At 65.4% G+C, this 21,241-nt stretch carries 19 protein-coding genes; 13 read left to right on the top strand and 6 right to left on the bottom strand.

The genetic code is table 11. The features are described 5' to 3' along the window. The first annotated feature begins 82 nt into the window (after positions 1-82). The 6 genes from otsB (at position 83) to FMM02_RS06915 (ending at position 9,742) form a co-directional block, all read left to right on the top strand. Positions 83-823, top strand: a complete 741-nt coding sequence (gene otsB / locus FMM02_RS06890) for a trehalose-phosphatase (protein WP_147494156.1) — start codon at positions 83-85, stop codon at positions 821-823. Beyond that, positions 820-2,601 (top strand): glycoside hydrolase family 15 protein, encoded by a 1,782-nt coding sequence (locus tag FMM02_RS06895; RefSeq protein ID WP_147494157.1) that lies wholly within the window; start codon positions 820-822, stop codon positions 2,599-2,601. Before otsB ends, FMM02_RS06895 begins: the two co-directional genes overlap by 4 nt. After that, positions 2,583-3,986, top strand: a complete 1,404-nt coding sequence (locus FMM02_RS06900; RefSeq protein WP_246104743.1) for an alpha,alpha-trehalose-phosphate synthase (UDP-forming) — start codon at positions 2,583-2,585, stop codon at positions 3,984-3,986. Before FMM02_RS06895 ends, FMM02_RS06900 begins: the two co-directional genes overlap by 19 nt. Positions 3,987-4,051: 65 nt before the next feature. Beyond that, positions 4,052-4,840, top strand: a complete 789-nt coding sequence (locus FMM02_RS06905) for an ImuA family protein (protein WP_147494158.1) — start codon at positions 4,052-4,054, stop codon at positions 4,838-4,840. After that, positions 4,812-6,302 (top strand): Y-family DNA polymerase, encoded by a 1,491-nt coding sequence (locus FMM02_RS06910; protein ID WP_147495009.1) that lies wholly within the window; start codon positions 4,812-4,814, stop codon positions 6,300-6,302. The genes FMM02_RS06905 and FMM02_RS06910 overlap by 29 nt, the downstream gene beginning before the upstream one ends. Further along, positions 6,299-9,742 carry an error-prone DNA polymerase gene (locus tag FMM02_RS06915; RefSeq protein ID WP_147494159.1) on the top strand — a complete coding sequence of 1,148 codons (3,444 nt, stop codon included), beginning with the start codon at positions 6,299-6,301 and terminating at the stop codon, positions 9,740-9,742. The genes FMM02_RS06910 and FMM02_RS06915 overlap by 4 nt, the downstream gene beginning before the upstream one ends. Before the next feature lie 4 nt (positions 9,743-9,746). Here the strand turns inward: FMM02_RS06915 and FMM02_RS06920 are convergent, their stop codons facing one another. Both FMM02_RS06920 and FMM02_RS06925 read right to left on the bottom strand, forming a co-directional pair. Next, the gene (locus tag FMM02_RS06920; RefSeq protein WP_147494160.1) at positions 9,747-10,922 is read right to left on the bottom strand and encodes an acetyl-CoA C-acetyltransferase; all 1,176 of its coding nucleotides are present in this window, start codon (positions 10,920-10,922) and stop codon (positions 9,747-9,749) included. Continuing rightward, positions 10,922-11,716 carry a class I mannose-6-phosphate isomerase gene (locus tag FMM02_RS06925; RefSeq protein ID WP_147494161.1) on the bottom strand — a complete coding sequence of 265 codons (795 nt, stop codon included), beginning with the start codon at positions 11,714-11,716 and terminating at the stop codon, positions 10,922-10,924. Before FMM02_RS06925 ends, FMM02_RS06920 begins: the two co-directional genes overlap by 1 nt. Before the next feature lie 162 nt (positions 11,717-11,878). Here FMM02_RS06925 and hppD point away from each other — a divergent pair, with 162 nt between their 5' ends. From hppD to paaD, 4 genes are read left to right on the top strand one after another with little or no spacing between them, the layout of a single operon-like run. Further along, on the top strand, positions 11,879-12,988 hold the full coding sequence (gene hppD, locus FMM02_RS06930; RefSeq protein ID WP_147494162.1) for a 4-hydroxyphenylpyruvate dioxygenase: 1,110 nt from the start codon (positions 11,879-11,881) through the stop codon (positions 12,986-12,988). Between the two features lies 1 nt (position 12,989). After that, a complete protein-coding gene (gene paaI, locus FMM02_RS06935; RefSeq protein ID WP_147494163.1) occupies positions 12,990-13,421 on the top strand; it encodes a hydroxyphenylacetyl-CoA thioesterase PaaI in 432 nt (143 codons plus the stop codon). 38 nt (positions 13,422-13,459) lie between these two features. Beyond that, the gene (gene pcaF / locus FMM02_RS06940) at positions 13,460-14,662 is read left to right on the top strand and encodes a 3-oxoadipyl-CoA thiolase (protein WP_147494164.1); all 1,203 of its coding nucleotides are present in this window, start codon (positions 13,460-13,462) and stop codon (positions 14,660-14,662) included. Further along, a complete protein-coding gene (gene paaD, locus FMM02_RS06945) occupies positions 14,662-15,099 on the top strand; it encodes a 1,2-phenylacetyl-CoA epoxidase subunit PaaD (protein WP_147494165.1) in 438 nt (145 codons plus the stop codon). The genes pcaF and paaD overlap by 1 nt, the downstream gene beginning before the upstream one ends. A 10-nt stretch (positions 15,100-15,109) precedes the next feature. Here the strand turns inward: paaD and FMM02_RS06950 are convergent, their stop codons facing one another. Genes FMM02_RS06950 through FMM02_RS06965 form a run of 4 tightly spaced genes read right to left on the bottom strand, consistent with a single transcriptional unit; the run spans position 15,110 to position 19,324 of the window. Beyond that, positions 15,110-15,943 carry an SMI1/KNR4 family protein gene (locus tag FMM02_RS06950; RefSeq protein WP_147494166.1) on the bottom strand — a complete coding sequence of 278 codons (834 nt, stop codon included), beginning with the start codon at positions 15,941-15,943 and terminating at the stop codon, positions 15,110-15,112. Beyond that, on the bottom strand, positions 15,940-16,851 hold the full coding sequence (locus tag FMM02_RS06955) for a chorismate synthase (RefSeq protein ID WP_147494167.1): 912 nt from the start codon (positions 16,849-16,851) through the stop codon (positions 15,940-15,942). The genes FMM02_RS06950 and FMM02_RS06955 overlap by 4 nt, the downstream gene beginning before the upstream one ends. Beyond that, a complete protein-coding gene (gene aroA, locus FMM02_RS06960; protein WP_147494168.1) occupies positions 16,848-18,143 on the bottom strand; it encodes a 3-phosphoshikimate 1-carboxyvinyltransferase in 1,296 nt (431 codons plus the stop codon). Before aroA ends, FMM02_RS06955 begins: the two co-directional genes overlap by 4 nt. Beyond that, positions 18,140-19,324 (bottom strand): 3-deoxy-7-phosphoheptulonate synthase, encoded by a 1,185-nt coding sequence (locus tag FMM02_RS06965; RefSeq protein ID WP_147494169.1) that lies wholly within the window; start codon positions 19,322-19,324, stop codon positions 18,140-18,142. Before FMM02_RS06965 ends, aroA begins: the two co-directional genes overlap by 4 nt. Before the next feature lie 31 nt (positions 19,325-19,355). Between FMM02_RS06965 and FMM02_RS06970 the strand changes: the two genes are divergently transcribed. The 3 genes from FMM02_RS06970 to FMM02_RS06980 all read left to right on the top strand — a co-directional run bounded on the left by FMM02_RS06970 (position 19,356) and on the right by FMM02_RS06980 (position 21,197). Further along, a complete protein-coding gene (locus FMM02_RS06970; RefSeq protein ID WP_425473601.1) occupies positions 19,356-19,658 on the top strand; it encodes a 4a-hydroxytetrahydrobiopterin dehydratase in 303 nt (100 codons plus the stop codon). 210 nt (positions 19,659-19,868) lie between these two features. Beyond that, on the top strand, positions 19,869-20,648 hold the full coding sequence (locus FMM02_RS06975; protein ID WP_147494170.1) for a phenylalanine 4-monooxygenase: 780 nt from the start codon (positions 19,869-19,871) through the stop codon (positions 20,646-20,648). A 33-nt stretch (positions 20,649-20,681) separates the two neighbouring features. Further along, positions 20,682-21,197 carry a flavin reductase family protein gene (locus FMM02_RS06980; protein WP_246104744.1) on the top strand — a complete coding sequence of 172 codons (516 nt, stop codon included), beginning with the start codon at positions 20,682-20,684 and terminating at the stop codon, positions 21,195-21,197. The last annotated feature ends 44 nt before the right edge of the window (positions 21,198-21,241 follow it).

Genomic DNA, 21,241 nt, shown 5'->3' on the forward strand with positions numbered 1-21,241 from the left:
TGAAGCGGAGCGCTGCGTAACGGGCCGGTCAAGCGGAAGCGAGATAGGCCCGCCTGCTTATGTGCCGGCATTGGGAGGATCGATGATATTGGAGGAGCCGCCGATTGGCCTGTTGGAAAAAGCGAGCTTGTTTCTCGACTTCGACGGCACACTGGTTGATTTTGCCGACCGGCCCGACGCCGTCCACTTGGACCCCGCGATGATCGTCATCCTCGAACGGCTCCAGCAGCAGCTCGAAGGGCGGTTGGCGGTGCTTAGCGGCCGGGCGCTCGATGATATCCGCGCCTTTCTCGATCCGCTTCGGATGCCGGTCGCGGGAAGCCATGGGCTGGAACGCGCCGATTCCGAGGAGCAGGCGCCGGATCCAATACTTTCGGACGAACTCGTTGAGGCGATCGATCAGCTGCGCGCGTTCGCGGCCACCCTGCCCGGCCTGTTGGTCGAAACGAAACCGATGAGCGTCGCGCTCCACTTCCGGACCAACCCGCAAGCCGAGCGGGCCTGCCTGGAAGCGGTGGAGGCCGTCGCACGCTCAACCGGCTTGGTGATCCAGCCGGGTAACAAGGTATTCGAACTGAAGCCGGTAGAGGGAGACAAGGGGAGCGCGCTCGAGCAATTCATGGCCGAGCCGCCCTTCGCCGGGTCGCGACCAATTTTCCTTGGTGACGACCTCACCGACGAACATGGCTTCCTTGCCGCACGCCGCTTTGGCGGCAGCGGCGTACTAGTCGGCGACCCGCGCGATACGGCCGCAAGCTATCGGCTCGCCAATGTCGCCGCGGTTCACGCCTGGCTGCGCGCGGCGAGCGAGGCGCTGGCATGAGCAGCCTCGACCTATGGCCGATCGGCAATTGCCAGGTCAGCGCGCTGATCGATCGCGAAGGGGATATGGTCTGGGCTTGCGTCCCCCGCGTCTCGAGCGATCCGCTCTTTTCCGGCCTGCTCGGTGGCGAGCAGCCTGAGCAGGGAATCTGGGCGATTGACCTGGAAGACTGCGTCCATATCGAGCAGCACTATCTTCGCAACACGCCGGTCCTGGTGACGCGCAAGACCGACAACGCCGGCAACGCGATCGACATCATCGATTTCTGCCCGCGCTTCCGGCGCCTTGGCCGTGCCTATCGCCCGGTCGCCTTTGCGCGCATTGTCCGGCCCTCGCACGGAAGCCCGCGGATCGCCGTTCGCTTGCGCCCGACCGAGCGTTGGGGCGAGCCCTTGGCACCGGTGCCGGGCGGATCGAACCATCTTCGCTATCCCGCATTTACCATGCCGATGCGGCTGACCACCGACGCCCCGGTCGGCCTGGTGCGCAGCGAGCGTTTGTTTCGGCTGGAACAACCGCTGACATTCTTCCTGGGCCCGGACGAAAGCTTCGGCGAGGAACTGTCCCGAACGGTCGATCAGATGCTCGCCAAGACCATCGACGAGTGGCGTGAATGGGTTCGCGGGCTGGCGACCCCGCTCGAATGGCAGGAAGCGGTGATCCGCGCTGCGATCACCTTGAAGCTGTGCCAGCATGAAGAAACCGGCGCGATCGTCGCGGCGATGACCACCTCGATTCCCGAACATGCCGGATCCGAGCGAAATTGGGATTATCGCTACTGCTGGATCCGTGATGCCTATTATACCGTCCAGGCTCTCAACCGGCTGGGTGCGCTCGACGTGCTTGAGGGCTATCTGTCCTACCTGCGCAATATTGTCGACATGGCGAGGGGCGGCCATATCCAGCCGCTTTATGGCGTCTATGGCGAGACGATCCTCGATGAACGGGTCGCCGACGGGCTGCCCGGCTATCGCGGTATGGGGCCGGTGCGCGTCGGCAACCAGGCTTTCGAACAAGTCCAGCACGACGCCTATGGCCAGATCATCCTGTCGAACGTCCAAGCCTTTTTCGACCAGCGGCTATTCCGGATGGCGACGATCGAGGATTTTCATTCGCTGGAGCGTATCGGCGAGCGCGCCTGGCAGCTTCACGACCAGCCTGACGCCGGCCTTTGGGAATTGCGCACCCGCAAGCATGTCCACACTTATAGCGCCGCCATGTCCTGGGCAGCCTGCGATCGCCTGGCCCATGCCGCCGAGGCGCTTGGCCTTTCCGACCGCGCCGATTTCTGGGCCGAACGGGCGGTCCAAATAAGGCGTCGGATCGAGGATGCTGCCTGGCGTGAGGACAGCAACCGCATCTCCGCTACCTTTGAAGGTGACAATCTCGACGCCAGCCTGATCCAATTGCTCGACTTGCGCTTTTTCACGCCGGACGATCCGCGTTTCCAGGGCACGCTGAAGGCCGTCGAAGAGGGGCTCCGGCGCGGCGCCTATATGCTGCGCTACGATACGGAGGACGATTTCGGCTTGCCGAAAACCGCCTTCAACGTCTGCACCTTCTGGCTGATTGAGGCGCTCCAGGCGACCGGACGCGAGGCTGATGCGCGAAACCTGTTCGAACAGATGCTCTCGACCCGGACCGCCGCCGGACTTTTGTCGGAGGACATCGATCCCGAAACCGGCGAACTATGGGGCAATTACCCGCAAACCTATTCGCTGGTCGGCATTATCAACTGTGCCGTGCTATTGAGCCGTCCATGGAACTCGGTCCGATGAACCGGCTGATCGTCGTCTCCAACCGCGTCGCAGCAGTACAGCTTGGAGCCAAGGGCGCACAGGGCGGCCTGGCGGTTGCGCTGGGTGCGGCGCTGCGGGAATCGCGCGGGCTGTGGTTCGGATGGTCGGGGGACTTCACCGACAAGTTCACCGGGCAGATCCATTTCGAGCGGGGCGATGGGGTGACCACCGCAACGGTCGATCTCGAAGAACAGGATATCGAGGAATATTACGACGGCTACGCCAACCGGACGCTGTGGCCGCTGTTTCATTACCGCATTGACCTGGCCGAATATGAGCGGGATTTCGCCGGCGGCTACCACCGGGTCAACAAGCGGTTCGCCGACACGCTGTTCCCGCTGATCGAGCCCGACGATGCGGTGTGGGTCCAGGATTATCACATGATTCCGCTCGGCGCGGAGCTGCGCAAGCGCGGGTGCAAGAACCGCATCGGCTTCTTCCTCCATACGCCATGGCCGCCCCGCCGGCTGCTGCTAACCCTTCCCGAAGCCAACGAGCTGGTCGAATCGATGTTCGCCTATGACGTCATCGGTTTTCACACCGACGAATGGCTGCATTCGTTCGCCGAGTTCGTGGTTCTGGAAAATGGGGGGACATTCAAGGACGGTCACCTTCATTTGAAGGGGAAGTCGATTCGCCTGATCGCCTGTCCGATCGGCATTGACGGCAGGGAATATGCCGACCTCGCCTGCGGAGAGCAGGCCAAGAGCGTTCATGGTGAGATGCAGCGAAGCGCCAACGGCCGGGCGATGATCGTTGGTGTCGACCGGCTCGATTATTCGAAGGGTCTTGAGGAGCGCTTCCTCGGGTATGAGCGGTTCCTCCAGGAAAATCCCGACGAGCGGAAGGAGGTGTTCCTTCTGCAGATCGCACCGCCGTCGCGGGCGACGGTGAAAGCTTATCAGCGCATCCGTGAAACGCTTGAAGGGATCGCGGGCCGGGTCAACGGCGCTTATGCCGATCTGCACTGGGTGCCGATACGTTATGTCAATCAGGGCTATCCGCGCGACGTGCTGGCGGGCGTTTATCGGGCGGCGCGAATCGGACTGGTCACGCCGCTGCGCGATGGGATGAACCTCGTCGCCAAGGAGTTCGTCGCGGCGCAGGATCCTGACGATCCGGGGGTGCTGATCTTGTCGCGTTTCGCGGGAGCGGCCGAGCAGTTGAAGGACGCGCTGCTCGTCAATCCTTACAGTGCGGAGGAAATGGCGGACGCCATTCGCACGGCCTTGGCCATGCCCCGCGAGGAGCGGGTCCGGCGGTGGCAGGCGATGTTCGACAATATCTGCAGCGAGGATGTAGTGTGGTGGCGCAAGCGCTTCACCGCAGCGCTGATGGAAGTTCCGGCAAGCGTTGAAGCCTAGGCCGGGCTTCCCAATCTTGACTCTCGAACCGGGCAAGCGCACCTGAGAACAAATCAGGAACAACTATGCGCGAGTCGGACGATCTTCAGGCCATGCTTCGGCGTCGGCTTGCCCATTTGGCCGGGAACACCCGACGGATTGAGGCAGGACGAATCCCGAGCGGCCATGCCCGGCTGGACGGAGCGCTTGGCGGCGGATTTGCGCGGGGATGCGTGCATGAACTGTTCGCGGCCGAGTCCGACGACGGGACCAGCGCCGCGGGACTCGCGGCGATGCTGGCGCTGCTGATCAGCGCCGGTGGGCCGATCCTATGGCTTCGCACCGATGAGTCGGCGCGCCGCGGCGGGACCTTGCATGCGCCGGGTTTTGCCGGGCTCGGCGGCGATCCGGCCACGTTGCTGATCGCCCAGGCTCCCGATGTGGCAACCCTGCTGCGTGGGGCGGCCGATGCTGCGCGGACCAGCGGACTGGATGCGCTAATCGTCGAATGTCGGGGCCGTTGTCCCGCGCTCGATCTCACCGCCAGCCGGCGCTTGGCGCTGGCCGCTGAACGGTCCGGCGCGACCCTGTTCCTGCTGCGGGCCGATGCCGATCCGGTGCCCTCGGCGGCCGAAACGCGTTGGGCGGTCGCCGCTGCGCCGAGCCGCGCGTTGGAAGCCGGTGCACCCGGGTTGCCGGCGCTGGATATCGAATTGTTGCGCCGCCGCGCCGGACCTGCCGGGATGCGGTGGCGGCTGGAGTGGGACCGTGACCGACAAAGTTTCCTCGACCCGGCGCTACCTGGCGCTGTGGTTTCCCTATCTTCCCGCCGACCGGTTGCGCCGGATGCCGAACGATGGCGCCGCCGGGCCTGAAGCGGGCCAGCCGTTTGTCCTTACCGCCAAGGTCAAGGGCGCGCTGCGGCTGGCGGCGGTCGATCGTGGGGCTGGGGCGTTGGGCCTCGTCCCTGGCATGACCCTGTCCGACGCGCGGGCACGCGTGCCGGGGCTCGCCTCCTTCACCCATGATCCTGCCGCCGACCTTGGCTGGCTGGAACGGCTGGCGGACGGTTGCCTGCGCTATTCGCCGATGGTCGCCGCCGACCCACCCGACGGGCTGCTGCTGGATATCGCCGGCTGTGCCCATCTGTTTGGCGGGGAAGCGGGGCTGGTGGCTGACCTCGACGACCGGCTCGACCGATTGGGACTGCATCGTCGGATGGCCTTTGCAGGAACGCAGGGCGCGGCTCGGGCGCTGGCCCGCTACCAGGCGCTGCCCGCGGCAGACGAGGCGGCGGCAGTCCGCCGTTTGCCGGTAACGGCGCTGGAATTGGGCGATGATGCGACATTGGCCCTGACCCGAGCCGGATTGAACAGGGTCGGCGAGTTGGCGGTACGGCCCATGGCCTCGGTTGCCGCCCGTTTCGGGGCGGAGACGGTCGCCGCGTTGCGCCATGTGCTGGGCGAGGAGGAACGGCCGATCGTTCCGCGTCAGCCGGCGGTGCCGGTCGCCGCCGAACGCCGCTTCGCGGAACCCATTGCCCGCACCGACGATGCGCTGACGGTGCTTGGCGAGCTGGTCGGGGAGGCGGCCGAGCAGATGGAGCGACGTCGGCTTGGCGGGCGCCGGTTCGAAGGGTTGTTGTTCCGCAGCGACGGGATAATGCGGACGCTGGTGGTCGAGACCAGCCGGCCGAGCCGCGATCCGGCGCTGGTGGTGCGGCTAATGGCCGAGCGGATCGAGGCGCTGGCCGATCCCATCGACCCCGGTTTCGGTTTTGACCTCATTCGCCTGCGGGTGCCGGTCACCGAGCCGCTGGCCGCAGCGCAGCTTGCAATGGAAGGCGGCGCGGCGGCAGATGTCGAGGTCGACTCGCTGGTCGACCGGCTGAGCATCCGGCTGGGCCGTGAACGGGTGCGCAGGCTGGTTCCGCTCGATACCCATATTCCCGAGCAGATGCAGTTGGAATTGCCGGCGGTCGGGACCTCTCCGTCAAAAGCCGAATGGCCGCGACCCGAACCTGGCGAGCCGCCACTGCGGCCGCTTCATCTGTTCGACCCGCCGCAGCGGATCGAGGTGGTGGCCGAGGTGCCCGACGGGCCGCCGCACCGTTTTCGCTGGCGTCGCAAGCTGCATGAGGTGCGGCGCTTCGAAGGCCCCGAGCGGATCGCCAGCGAATGGTGGAAGCGCCGCGACGGAGAAGTCGACCGGCCTGGCCTGACCCGTGATTATTACCGGGTGGAGGATGCGCACGGACGGCGCTTCTGGCTATTCCGTCACGGGCTTTACGCGGAGAAGGCCGATCCCGGCTGGTACGTCCACGGCCTGTTCGCATGACCACGCTGCCCTTCGCCGAACTGGTCGCAGCGACCAATTTCAGCTTTCTGCGCGGCGCGTCGCATCCCGCCGACATGGTCGGTCGTGCGCTGGAACTGGGCATGGCCGGGATTGGCATCGCCGACCGCAACACGGTGGCGGGGGTAGTGCGCGCCTGGGTCGCACTGCGCGATGGCCCGCAGCGGGCGATGGATGAAGCGATTGCTGATCGCGAACGGCGCGGCCGCCCGTCGTTGCTGACGCCCGAGGAACGGCAATTGTTCGAAACCGATTTGAAGCTGGTGGTCGGTGCGCGTCTGGTATTCGCCGACGGCACTCCCGACATTGTCGCCTATCCGGCCAATCGTGGCGGCTGGGGCCGGCTGACCCGCCTGCTGACGGTCGGCAACCTGCGCGCGGTCAAGGGCGACTGTATTCTGCGTTTCGACGACCTTGCCGGCCATGCCGAAGACCTGCTGCTGATCGTCCTACCGGTGTCGACCGGCGGCGGGGAGGAGGCCCATCGCCAGCCGGTGCCCTATGCGCGAGCGGATGCGGGGCTGCGATTGGCCGAGGAGACTCCGCAGTCGCTTGCTGCCACGCTCGACCGGCTCGCCGCGCTGACGCCGGACCGGGTGTGGCTGGGCCTTACCATGCCCCGGCGCGGCGACGATGCGCGGCGCGCGGTGCGGCTAGCGGAGCTGGCGCGCAACTTCGGGGTTCCGCTGCTGGCGACCAATGACGCGCTTTATGCCGGGGCGGAGCAGAGGCCGCTTCACGACCTGCTGACCTGCGTGCGTGAAGGCACGACCATCCATGCCGCGGGACGGCGGCTGGAAATGAACGGGGAACGGCATCTGAAGTCCCCAGCGGAAATGGCGCGGCTGTTCGCCGCCTGGCCCGACGCGGTTGCGGAGACCATCCGGCTGCTCGACCGGATCGACTTCCGGCTCGACGAGTTGCGCTACGAATATCCGCACGAGCCGGTGCCCCACGGCTGGGATGCCGATAGCTGGCTTGCGCACCTCGCCTGGCAGGCCGCGCATAAGCGGCATGGACCAGAACTGCCCGACCGGCTGGTCAGGCTGGTCGAAGAGGAGTTGGAGCTGATCCGGGCGCGGCGTTACGCTCCCTATTTTCTCACGGTCCACGACATGGTCCGTTTCGCCCGGACGCAGCAGCCGCCGATCCTTTGCCAGGGGCGCGGCTCGGCGGCGAACAGTGCGGTCTGCTTCCTGCTCGGCATCACCTCGGTCGACCCGATGAAGCATGACCTGCTTTTTTCCCGCTTTATTTCCGAAGAGCGCAACGAGCCCCCCGACATCGATGTCGATTTCGAGCATGAACGGCGCGAAGAGGTGATGCAGTATATCTATCGCCGCTATGGCCGGCACCGCGCGGGCATTGCCGCGACAGTGATCCATTATCGTTCGCGCAGCACGGTCCGTGAGGTCGCAAAGGCTCTGGGGATGACCGAGGACGTGTCGGCGCGGATCGCGTCGACCGTATGGGGCAGCTGGTCGGGCGATTTGGGGAATGAACGGATTAGCGAGGCGGGTTTTGACCTCGCCAACCCCGAAATCGTCCGCTTGCGCGCGTTTTGCGGGCAATTGTTGCGCAACCCCTTCCCGCGCCATTTGTCACAGCATGTCGGCGGCTATGTGCTGACCCAGGACCGGCTCGACGAAACGGTGCCGATTCACAATGGCGCGATGGCTGACCGCACCTTCATCGAATGGGACAAGGACGACATCGACGCGCTTGGCTTGATGAAGGTCGATGTGCTGGCGCTGGGAATGCTGACCTGCATCCGGAAAAGCTTCGATCTGATGCGAGCCCACGGGCTTGGCGATCATACGCTGGAAGTCGATATCGATGCCGACGACCCGGCGGTGTTCGACATGCTGTGCAAAGGCGACAGCATCGGCGTGTTCCAGGTCGAAAGCCGGGCGCAGATCAACATGCTCCCCCGGCTTCGGCCACGCAATCTCTACGACCTTACGGTGCAGGTGGCGATCGTTCGCCCCGGCCCGATCGAGGGCGACATGGTCCATCCCTATCTGCGCCGCCGCGCGGGGATTGATCCGGTCGAATATCCTTCGCCCGCGCCGCCCCACGACCCGGACGAATTGAAGAAATTGCTGGGCGGGACTTTCGGCGTTCCGCTGTTCCAGGAACAGGCGATGAAGCTGGCCATCGTGGCGGCGGAATTCACCCCGAACGAAGCCAACCGGCTGCGTCGGGCCATGGCCACCTTCCGTCATGCCGGGGGGATGGACGCGTTCCGCGACAAGCTCATCAACGGCATGACCGCGCGGGGCTATGACCGGGACTTTGCCGAACGCTGCTACAGGCAGATCGAGGGGTTCGGCAGCTATGGCTTTCCCGAAAGCCATGCCTTGTCCTTCGCCCGGCTGGTCTATGTCTCGTCGTGGATCAAATGCCATCATCCCGCGGTGTTTGCGGCAGCATTGCTCAATTCGCAGCCGATGGGATTCTATGCGCCGGCGCAGCTCGTCCGCGATGCGGCCGAACATGGGGTCGAGGTGCGCGATGTCGACATCAACGCCAGCTCTTGGGACTGCACGCTGGAGCCGTGCGCCCAAGGCGGGCATGCGCTGCGGCTGGGCTTCCGGCTAATCGACGGGTTTCGCGCCACCTGGGCGGCGGCGATCACCCAAGCGCGGGCGCGGGGAAATTTTGCAAGCCTGGAGGATCTTGCCCGCCGCGCCGCGCTTGGCCGGCCGGCGATCCGCGCGCTCGCTTCGGCCGATGCTTGCCGGTCGATCGGCCTCGACCGCCGCGCCGCGCTGTGGGATGCCCGGCGAATGCCGGAGGGGCAGTTGCCGCTGTTCGCTGCGGCCGATGCCGAGGAACTGGCCAGCGAGCCCGATGCCCATTTGCCGCCGATGCCAACGAGCGAGCAGGTGGTTGCCGATTACCAGACGTTGCGGCTTTCGCTGAAAGGCCATCCGATGTCCTTCCTGCGCGACATGTTCGCGGACGAAGGCGTGCTGAGCTGCGCCGAGACCAGCGCCGCCAAGAACGGGCAGCGGGTCCGGACCGCGGGGGTGGTGCTGGTTCGCCAGCGGCCGGGCGGGGGCAATGCAATCTTCATGACCATCGAGGATGAAAGCGGGGTGACCAATATCCTGTTGTGGGCGCGCGATTTCGAACGGCAGCGGCGCGAAGTGATGGGGGCGCGGCTGATGGTCGTCGACGGGGTGGTCCAACGCAGCAAGGAAGGGATCGTCCACCTTATGGCCAGGCGGATCACTGACCGGACGGCGGAACTCGACCGGTTATCGAGGGCCCATCGGGCGACCATCCAGCTTTCGCGCGCGGACGAATTCGAACGGCCGCAACATCCGCGCGGCAAGTCGGCGCAGAGCCACCACGGCCAGCACCAGCCGCACCCGCGCAACGTCCGGATCCTGCCCAAGTCGCGCGATTTTCATTAAGGCTTCAAAGCGCCTCGATGATGGTCACATTGGCGATGCCGCCACCCTCGCACATGGTCTGCAGGCCGAACCGCTTGCCCCGGGCGCGTAACGCGTGGACCAGCGTCGCCATCAACTTGGTCCCGCTCGCGCCGAGCGGATGACCGAGTGCGATCGCCCCTCCGTTGACGTTGAGCCGATTGGGGTCGGCGCCGATTTCCCTGAGCCAGGCCAGCGGTACCGGAGCGAACGCCTCGTTGACCTCATAAAGATCGATCTCGGCAAGCGACCGTCCCGACCGGTCCAGCGCGCGACGGGTCGCGGGGATCGGCTCTTCGAGCATGATCACCGGGTCGCCGCCGGTCACCGCCAGATGGTCGATCCGAGCCAGCGGGGTCAGGCCATGCTCCTTCAGGGCGCGTTCTGAGACGACCAGTACTCCCGACGCGCCGTCGCACATCTGACTGGCGTTGCCGGCGGTGATGACGCCGCCCGGAGCAATGGTTTTGAGCGCCGCCAGCCCATCGCGACCGGCGTCGGCGCGAATGCCTTCGTCACGGTCGTGACGAACCGCATTGCCTTCCCGGTCGAGCCCGTCGAGCACGAGCAACTCGCGCGCGAACGCCCGGGCATCGGCGGCGGCGGCAGCCTTCCGATGGCTGTCGAGCGCGAAATCATCGAGCATGTCGCGGCCGAACCCATATTTGCGAGCCATCATTTCCGCACCGGTGAACTGGCTGAACTCATTGACGCGATAGCGCTGCTTGATCGAGTCCGGCCATGGCCCGTCGCCAATCCCCGCCTGCATCGGCAGGATGACCGGAGTTCCCATCGGCACGCGGGTCATGCTTTCGACGCCGCAGGCAATGACTATGTCCTGGGTGCCGCTCATCACCGCCTGGGCTGCGAAATGAAGCGCTTGCTGCGAACTGCCGCATTGCCGGTCGATGCTGACGGCGGGCACGCTGTCGGGAAGCGACGATGCCAGCACCATGTTGCGGCCGATATGGAAACTCTGTTCGCCCACCTGGCTGACGCAGCCGGCGATGACGTCGTCGATCGCCGACGGATCGGTCCCGCTGCGCGACACCAGCGCGTCGAGGACCGCCGCGCCAAGGTCGGCCGGATGCCAGTCGCGCAGGGCTCCCCCGCGTTTTCCGCCAGCGGTCCGCAGGGCTTCGACGATATAGGCCTCGGGCATCAAGTTTCCTCCTGGACGTGCGACCATGCCAACACGAAGTTGCCGCCGCTGGCCAGCGAGCCCACTTCCAATTCGTCGACTAGGCCGCATTCGCCGGGCCTCAGTCCGGCGACTTCCGCGTCGATGGGCAGCAATTGGATATCGCGCATCGCCGGAAGCGGCGGCGGGACGCCGACGCACCACGCGACGCCGAAATGCGGTCCGTCGACAAGGATCCTGCTGGCATCACCAACCTGTCCGTCAACCGGGTGGTGATGCGGTTCGGCGCGCGCGACATCGGCCGACTCCTGGAGATGCAAGTCACGCTCGCGGCCGTAATCGTAGAGGCGGTAGGTAAGGTCGGCCGCTTGCTGGATCTCCAGCACGGTCAGTCCAGCCCCCAGCGAATGGATGGTCCCGGCCGGGTTGTAGATTACATCGCCCCGACGCGGCTTTCGCCATTCGACCAGGTCGGCGATCGCCCCGCTTCGCGCCGCTTCGACCAGTTCGGCGCGCCCAAGAGGGCGGCAGGTCCCGATCCCGATCTCGGCATCGTCGGTCGCTTCCAGCACGATCCAGCATTCGTCCTTGCCATAGGCATGGCCGGCGGCCCTTGCGGCCTCATCGTCGGGATGGACCTGGACCGATAGGCGCTCAGTCGTGAAAAGATATTTGGCCATGACGTCGAACGGCCGTCCCGCCGGCGACTCGAACCAGATTTCGCCGACTTTTTGCTTTGGCGCAGCGCCGAAGCACGGATCCAGCCCGCACCGCCCCCAGGGCTTTTCAACGATCCTGGTTGCCAGCCTTTGCACAGCTTCTCCTTTGCCCCGCGCACAATGCACAAGGTCGTGCCGTCCACTAGCCATAAGGCATCGCTTTGCCATTGCCGAGCCGCATTGCGGCGGGTCAGAAATCACTGTCCCTCGCGGTTCCCGGGCGTTAGTGGAGGCGGGTCACAAGGTTGGAGAAACGTCATGGCTACCGCCACTTCCGTCGAGCTCGGCCCGCTGGGCCTTGAGAACCCGATGGGAACCGACGGCTTCGAGTTCGTCGAATATGCCGCGCCAGATCCGGAACTGCTGCGCTCGCTGTTCACCAAGATGGGCTTTCCGGCGGTCGCCAGGCACAAGCGCAAGGATGTCACGCTGCACCGCCAGGGTGACATCAACTTCATCATCAATGCCGAAGCCGACAGTTTTGCCTCGCATTTCGCCGCCGAACATGGGCCGTCGGCCTGCGCCATGGCGTTTCGCGTCAAGGACGCCAAGGCAGCTCACGACCGGGCGATGAGCATGGGCGCGACCGACGTCCATAACGATGTGGCGGAAGGCGAAGTCGACATTCCCGGGATCGAAGGGATTGGCGGCTCGATCCTGTATTTTGTTGACCGTTACGGCGGGACTCCGGGCGACGGCAGCACCATCTATGACGTCGATTTCGACTTTTTTCCCGACGCCGAAGCGAAGGTCGCGCAAGCCAATTCGCACCTCACCTACCTCGATCACCTGACCCACAATGTGCATCGCGGTCGGATGAGCCATTGGGCCGAGTTCTACGAGCAGCTCTTCAATTTCCGCGAGATCCGCTACTTCGACATCGAGGGCAAGGTGACCGGCCTGTTCTCCAAGGCGATGACGAGTCCATGCGGCAAAATCCGCATTCCTCTGAATGAAAGCCAGGACGATAAGAGCCAGATCGAGGAATTCCTGCGCGAATATAAGGGCGAGGGCATCCAGCATATCGCGCTCGGATCCGACGATATTTACGCCACCGTCGACATCCTCTCGGCCCGCGGCATTCCCTTCCAGGACACGCCCGACACCTATTATGAGCTCGTCGATGAGCGGGTGAAGGACCATGGCGAGCCGACCGCGGAACTGGAAAAGCGCCGTATCCTCGTCGACGGAGCGCCCACCGAGGGCCAGGGGCTGCTGCTGCAGATCTTCACCCAGAATGTGATCGGCCCGATCTTCTTCGAGATCATCCAGCGCAAAGGGAATGAGGGCTTCGGCGAAGGCAATTTCAAGGCGCTGTTCGAATCGATTGAGCTCGACCAGATTCGCCGCGGGGTGATCGACGCCTGACATGGCGGTCGATGACGACCGGCTGGCCCGCCGCGTCGCCGACGCAATGCTGTCGCGCGAAGGCACGGGGCCGGCGTGGAAGGTCGAAATCGAGGAAGCGCGATCAGGTTATGCGCGGGTCCGCATGACGATCCGCCCCGACATGGCCAACGGACATGGGATCGCCCATGGCGGGATGATATTCGCATTGGCCGACACGGCCTTCGCTTACGCCTGCAACAGCCGCAACGCGATCACCGTCGCGCAGCATGGTTCGATCAGTTTCCTCTCGCCGGTACAGGTGGGCGAAACACTGGTGGCGGAAGCCGTGGAGCGCGCCCGCGAGGGCCGGAGCGGTGTCTATGCGGTGCAGGTACGTGCCGGCGAGGGGCGGATCGTTGCCGAATTCCAGGGACTTTCGCGCGAAACTGGCGGGATGGTGATCGAGCCCTGACCCTTGCCGCTGAACGGTGCCGCGCCTAGGTGGACGGCATGACCGACGCCTTCATCTGCGATGCTGTCCGCACACCCATCGGGCGCTATGCCGGCGCCCTTAAGGACGTGCGGCCCGACGACCTTGCCGCAATTCCCCTCCGCGCACTGAAAGAGCGCAACCCGGGGCTCGATTGGGACTCGGTCGATGACCTCATTCTCGGTTGCGCAAACCAAGCCGGCGAGGACAATCGGAATGTCGCGCGCATGGCGGCCCTGCTCGCCGGGTTGGGGACCAGCGTTCCCGGGACCACGGTCAATCGGCTGTGCGGCTCCGGCCTCGACGCGGTGGCCATCGCCGCCCGCGCGATCAAGGCCGGCGAGGCCGACCTGATCGTCGCTGGCGGCGTCGAGAGCATGACCCGCGCCCCGTTCGTGATGCCCAAGGCCGAAACGGCCTTCGGGCGGGCCAATGGTGTGTTCGACACGACCATCGGCTGGCGCTTCGTCAACCGGAAGCTGAAGGCGGAATTCGGCATCGATTCGATGCCCGAAACGGCCGAAAATGTAGCCGAGGAGTTTCAGGTCAGCCGGCAGGACCAGGACAAGTTTGCGGCAGAAAGCCAGCGCCGCGCCGCTGCCGCCCAGGCCAACGGCCGGCTGGCCGCCGAAATCGTTCCGGTGACCGTCCCCCAGCGCAAGGGCGATCCGATCGTCGTCGATCGTGACGAACATCCGCGCGAAACCAGCGTTGACAAGCTCGCCGCGCTCAAGTCGATCGTGCGCGAGGGTGGTACTGTCACTGCCGGCAATGCGTCCGGGGTCAATGACGGGGCAGCGGCGCTCATTATCGCCTCGGCCTCCGCGGTCGAAAAATATCGGCTCACCCCGCGGGCCAAGGTGCTCGGGGCGGCGGTCGCGGGCGTCCCGCCGCGGATCATGGGAATCGGCCCAGCCCCGGCGACCAACCGGCTGCTCGACCGGCTGGGGCTGACGGTCAGCCAGATCGACATTGTCGAACTAAACGAGGCATTCGCCGCGCAGGGGCTGGCGGTGCTCCGCCAACTAGGCCTGCCCGACGATGCGGACCATGTGAACCCCAACGGCGGGGCGATCGCGCTCGGTCATCCGCTCGGAATGTCCGGCGCCCGCCTAGCGCTGACCGCGACCGAGGAACTGCAGCGCAGCAGCGGCCGCTACGCGCTTGCGACCATGTGCATCGGTGTCGGCCAGGGAATTGCATTGGCGCTTGAGCGGGTTTGATGGGCGTCCAGGCCATCTGGGCTGTCCTCAAGGACGTTCCCGACCCTGAAATCCCGGTCGTATCGGTGCTCGACCTGGGGATCGTCCGGTCGGTCGATGAGCAAAAGGTCGTGATCACCCCGACCTATTCGGGGTGCCCGGCAACTCAGGTCATCGAACAGAGTATTCGCGAGGCGCTCGACGCTGCCGGCTATCGGTCGGTAGCAATCGAAACCTCGCTCAGTCCCGCCTGGACCACCGACTGGATCAGCGCGGAAGGACGCGAGAAGCTTCGCGCTTACGGCATTGCCCCGCCCGAGCTGGCCAAGGTCGCGACCTGCCCGCAATGCGGATCGACCGATACGGAGGAAGTCAGCCGGTTCGGCTCAACCCCGTGCAAGGCGCAATGGCGCTGCCGCGAGTGCCTGGAGCCGTTCGACCGCTTCAAATGCCATTGATCGGCGGTGCTTAGGGGAACTGACTGGGCGCCCCCAGCAGCTTGCGCGCTCCATCGTGAAAACCGTCGGATTCGGGCTGCTTCAGGCGAAATTCCCGGAGCTGTTGAACGCCCGGTTCGGGGTCGACCAGGAAGTTGCCGCTCTCCAGCAAATCGGCGATCCAGCCGAGGAAGGTGCCAAGCGATGGCGCGAGGACCGCCTTCACCTCCTCGTTGCGGCCGAACAGGATGACCTGGCCGACGCGTCCGCGGGGCCAAGGGTCGAAGTCAATTCCGATATGGTCACTCGACCCGTCGGCGGTCAGCGGGATCCAGCGCGGATTGACGTAGGCCGGATCGATCGCGCCTTCCGGCCAGCTGCTGCCGGGGATGAGGTAGCGATTGCCGCCGAGTTCGGCGAGCGTCCGATTCCATTGAGTCCAATGCTCGGCGACCTGCTTCAGCGGCAGGATCGGTAGTCCGTAGATATGCCCCCAGCGGTCGTTGTTCTCGCCGTCGTGCCAGCGGTAAAGCTGGCGGTAGGCAGACGGCAGCTGTACCCCCACAAGCCGTTCGAGCGCGTCAATCTGCGCATCGGTCGCCGGCGGGTTGAAGCGATATTTGTCGGGTCGGAGGTTGGCCGCATACCAAGCGTCGAGCCGCGCAAGTACCGGCGCAATGTCCTCGTCGATCATCGGCTTGGACTTCCCTTGCGGGCGCTGCGGTGCAGCGCCACTCGGGAGAGGCGAACCTCGATCCATGCGTACTTTGGCACACATCGCCGGTCCGAACAGGCCCAGCACCGCGGCCCCAACCGCCGCGCCGCCGATCATTACGCCGCGCCGGCTGGTCGGCGTATCAGTCACCCGCACTGTCCCCGGTGCAGCAGCTTATGATCGGCCAGCACCAGCGCGATCATCGCTTCGACCACTGGCGCGCCGCGGATTCCGACGCATGGGTCGTGCCGGCCGCCGATGCCGATGCTGGAGGTCGGCTTGAACGCGGCGCGAAGCACGACGGGCTGGCCAGTCGAAATGCCACCGTCGATGCCGCTGGTTAGCTTGGCATCCATGCTCTCTCGCCCCCGCGCCCGGCCCGCCGCGAACCCTTCGCCGATCTCGACTCCCTTGACGGCGTTGATGCCCATGCAGGCCGCGGCCAAGTCGGCGTCCAGCTTGGCGTAGATCGGGGCGCCCCAACCCGCCGGAACGCCGGTCGCGACGCATTCGATGATGGCGCCCAGGCTGTCCTGCCCGGCTCGGGCTTCGTCGAGCAGCGCGTCCCAGCGGCCCTGGTCCGTCTCGCCGCCGATCTCGAGCACGCGGGCAGCAATTTCGACCTCAGGGATCACTAGTCGCGCCACGGAACCGCCGGCGACCCGCATCGCCGTTTCCCGCGCCGAAGCCCGGCCACCGCCCCGCGGATCGCGCAGGCCGTATTTCGCATCATAGGTCGCGTCGGCGTGGCCGGGCCTTGGCGGCAGATCGGCATAATCGGCTGATCGGGCGTCGACATTGTCAATCATCATCGCGATCGGCGTGCCGGTGGTCCGACCTTCGTAGACCCCGGACAGAATCCGTACGCGGTCCGGCTCCTGCCGCGGCGAAACATTTCGCGATGTGCCCGGCCGGCGAGCGTCTAGGAAGTGCTGGACCCATGGTTCGGCCAGCTCGAGCCCCGGCGGGCAGCCGTCGATCACGCAGCCGATCGCGGGGCCATGGCTCTCGCCCCAACTGGTAAAGCGCAGCAAGCGGCCGAAACTGTTGAAACTCATCCGATATTCGCTCCAAGCCGCTGCATCGTGTCGACAAACCCCGGAAAGCTGGTGCCGATCATCTCGGCTTCGTCAACCTCGACCGGCCCTTGGGCTGCCAGCCCAAGAACTAGGAAGGCCATGGCAATGCGATGATCGCCCCGGGTGAGGATGCTGGCATTGCCGCGGACCGATGCCCGACCGAAAATGCGTAGCGAATCTCCGTCGACGGCCGCCACGACGCCGCACGCCGTCAGCCCGGCGATGATCGCGCCCAGCCGATCGCTTTCCTTGACTCGCAGTTCGGCTAGTCCCTCGATCAGGCTTTCGCCGTCGGCAAAGGCGCAGGCCACGGCCAGCGCCGGGATTTCGTCGACCATTGCGGGGATTCGGGCGGCGCCGACCTGGCATGCACGAAGCGCTTGGTGCCGAATGCGCACGTCGGCGAGGATCTCGCCGCCGACGATCCGCTCGTTCGTCAGCTCGATGTCGGCGCCCATCTCCTCAAGCACTTCGTAAAAGCCGGTGCGCAGCGGATTGACCAGCATACCGCGTACCAGGACATCCGATCCGGGCACGATTGCCGCGGCAAGTAGGGGGAAAGCCGCCGACGAAGGATCGGCACCGATGGCTAGTTCGCACCCTTGCAGCTTACGCGATCGGCCGAGAGTGATCGTCCGCCCTGCCTTACCCTCATCGACCATGATGTCGCATCCAAGCTCGCCCAGCATGATCTCGCTATGGTCGCGGCTGGCGACTGGTTCGATGACGCTCACCGGCGCAGATGTCCCCAACCCGGCGATAAGGATCGCCGACTTGACCTGAGCCGAGGGTGGTTCGTTACGATGGGCGATCCCTCCAAGCCGTGCGCCTTCGACCGTCAACGGCAGCCGGTCCGATCCGATGAACCGCGCCCCCATACGTTCCAGCGGCAGGGTCACGCGCCCCATCGGCCGGGACCGAAGCGAGGAATCGCCGGTCACGGTGGCGCGTCTTCCTTCCATCCCGGCAATCGCCCCGATCAGCAGGCGGGCAGCCGTGCCGCTGTTGCCGCAGTCGACCGGGCCGGGCGGCGAACCCCACGGACCGCCGCGCAAGGTCCAGGCCCTATCGCCGTCGCGGTCGATGGCGATACCGAAGCTGGCGATCGCCCGTGCGGTCGCCAACACATCCTCGCTTTCCAAAAGGCCGGTGATTCGCGTTGCCCCGTCGGCCATCGCGCCCAGGATCAGCGCTCGGTGGGAACAGCTTTTATCGCCCGGGACGGCCGCTTCCCCGCGGACCGCGCCGTCGGCCTCGGCAGCGAGCTTCACCGGATAAGCGCCGCGACATGGGCGGCAAGATCAATCGCCTGCGTGCGATTGAGGCGCGGGTCGCAGGCCGTCAGCCAGTTACGGTCGAGCTCGTCGATCGATGCCGGACCGCGCCCGCCGATACATTCGGTGACATCGAGTGCACTCATCTCGAGATGGACCCCGGCCGGATGGACCCCTTCGCTCGCGCAGATTGAGAAAAAGGCGTCAATCTCCTCCAATATGTCAGGCAGGCGGCGGACCTTGCGCTTGCCGGCCATCGAGGTGTTGCCGTGCATCGGATCGACGATCCACACGACCGGCCGGCCCCGCACCGCGCGCAGCAGCGGGGGCAGCAGCTCTTCGATCCGGCGCGCCCCGAACCGCGCGATAAGTACCAGCTTGCCGGACTGACCAAGCGGATCGAGCCGGTCGACCAGAAGCTTCAGGTCGTCGGCCTTGAGCGACGGGCCGCATTTCACGCCGACGACATTCTCGATTCCGCGCAGATATTCGACATGCGCCCCGTCGACATGACGGGTGCGATCGCCCAGCCACAGCATATGCCCCGAAGTCGCCCACCAGCGGCCGTTGCAATCCCGCCGTGTCAGCGGTTCTTCGTAGGGCAGAAGCAGTGCTTCATGGCTTGTGAAAATGGGCTGGCCGGCTCGTACCGCGGCAAGACTCGCGGCAGTACCGACCGACTGCATGTGCGCCCGGATCATGCGCTGGGGATCGGCCTGGCGCGATCGGGCGTCGAAGCCGATGCCGTTGACGATGTCGCCGCGATAGGCAGGCAGGGACAGGCCGTCATGCTCTTCATGCTGCGCACTGCGCGGCTTGGCGAACTGGCCGGCAATGCGAGCAACCTCAATCAGCCCACCATTCACGACCGGAGACAGCCGTGCTGCCATCGCATCGAACAGGTCGACGATTCCGGCGACCTGCTCGGCGACGGGATCATCGAAACTTTCGGCGCAGTCGCCGCCTTGCAGAAGGAAACCGCGTCCTTCCGCGAGGGCCGCAAGGGCGCCGCGCAGGCTTGCCGCATCGTCGATGGCAACGACCGGAGGGGCGCTTCCAAGCCGGGTCTCGACCTGGGCGACCGCCGCCGGATCCCCATAGGACGGCATCTGCCGGGCGGGTCGGCTGCGCCAGCTACTCGGGAACCAGCCATCGGCGGAAACAAGCGTCGCGTTCATCGTCCGCGCCTCCTAGCGCATGGCGCGGGCCATGCCAAAGGGCGCAATGGACCGGCTGCGCCGCCGCGCCTATGCCTGGTCCATGGATATTCCAGAAGGATGGACCCTCAGCGAGGATGGCAAGGCCTTGACCCGGACGCTTCGGCTTGCCGATTTCTCCGAAGCTTTCGCGCTGCTGTCGCGCGTCGCCCTCCATGCGGAGAAGGTCGATCATCATCCAGAATTCACCTCGGTCTGGAACCGGATCGATTTCCGTTTGACCAGCCATGACGCCGGTGGAGTGACCCGGCGCGACATCGCGCTGGCCGAAGCGATAAACCAGCTGGCCAGCTAGCGTTCAGGGGAGTGATCGGATAATGCGCTTCCCATGATAATCGTAACCGCCATTGCCGCTACTTCGCCTGCCATGCGGCCGGCCGCGGTTCCCTATTATGCCGATGCGGTGGAGACCGGCTGAGGCAGCGCGCCCCCAGCACCGGACCATCGCCCCGCCAAGCCTCGCTTCGGCGGGGCTTTTTTATCCTCCGCCATCAAGGACCTTCCGATGTTTCAACCCGATTTCCAAGAATTGGCCGACCCGCAAGGGCCGCGCTGGACGCGCCATTTGCTTGCCCAACGTTGGGAGCGTTTCACCGCCGGAGAGCATGAGGTGTGGGATCGGCTGTTCGCGCGCCAGCTAAGCCATCTCGGCGGCCGGATCGTCGGCCCGTTCTTCGACGGCATCGACCGGCTTGGTCTCGACCGGCCCGGCATCCCGGAACTCGCTCGGCTCAACACTGACCTGGAACCGTTGACGGGGTGGCAGCTGGTTTCAGTCGCGGGGCTTGTGCCTGACGACATTTTCTTCGCCATGCTCGCGGACCGGACGTTTCCGATCGGCAATTTCATCCGCGGGGCCGACTGTCTCGATTACCTCGAGCAGCCCGACTGTTTTCATGATATTTTCGGTCATGTGCCAATGCTCGCCGACCCGGCGATGGCGCGGCTGATGGAGGCGCTCGGCCGGTTGGGGGTCGAGGCGATTGCCGCCGGGCTGGGCGACACGATTGCCCGGATCTACTGGCATAGCGTCGAGTTTGGCCTCGCCCACGAAGGCGGCGAGGTGAAGATTCTCGGCGCCGGCCTAGCCTCCAGTTTCGGGGAATCACATTTCGCGCTGGAAGCGGGGGTAGCGCGTCCCCGGTTCACGCTGCGCGATGCCGCGGCGACCAGTTACCGCAGCGACGCTTTCCAACCGCTATACTTCGTGTCGGATTCGCTGGAATCCGTTGCGGACCAGCTGGAAGTGCTCAACCTCGACGGACTTCGCCGTCTCGCGGGGTGACAGCGGGACGCGGTGGCCGCTATGGCGGCGCCGATGACCGACGCGCTTCTCCCTCGTGAATATCGTAGCGGTTCCGACCCGCGCACGCTTCGCGACGCGCTGGGCTGCTTTGCGACCGGGGTCACGGTGGTCACCTGCATCGATGCCGACGGCGAGCCTGTCGGGCTGACCGCCAACAGCTTCACGTCCGTCAGTCTTGATCCGCCGCTGCTGCTGGTCTGCGTTGCCCGGCATGCGGCTAGTGCGCTGCCCCTCAGCACGGCCTCGCATTTCGCGGTAAACGTCCTGCAAACCGGGCAGCAACCGGCATCGATCACCTTTTCGACCCGGGTTGAGGACCGGTTCGGCTGCACCGCGTGGGCATTGGGTGAACATGGCGTCCCCGTGCTGATGGATTCGTTGTCGGTATTCGAATGCGCGCGCCACGCCGTTCATGACGGTGGCGATCATTTTATCCTGGTCGGGGAGGTGCAGAAGGCGACCTTCGAGCCTGGCCTCGACCCGCTGCTCTATTTTCGCGGAAGCTATCGCCGGCTGCATTTCGACTGAGTCGCTTTCCGACTTATCCACAGATGTCGTGACTCATGCGTCAA

The sequence above is a fragment of the Sphingomonas xanthus genome (assembly GCF_007998985.1).
GTDB classification, from domain to species: domain Bacteria; phylum Pseudomonadota; class Alphaproteobacteria; order Sphingomonadales; family Sphingomonadaceae; genus Sphingomicrobium; species Sphingomicrobium xanthum.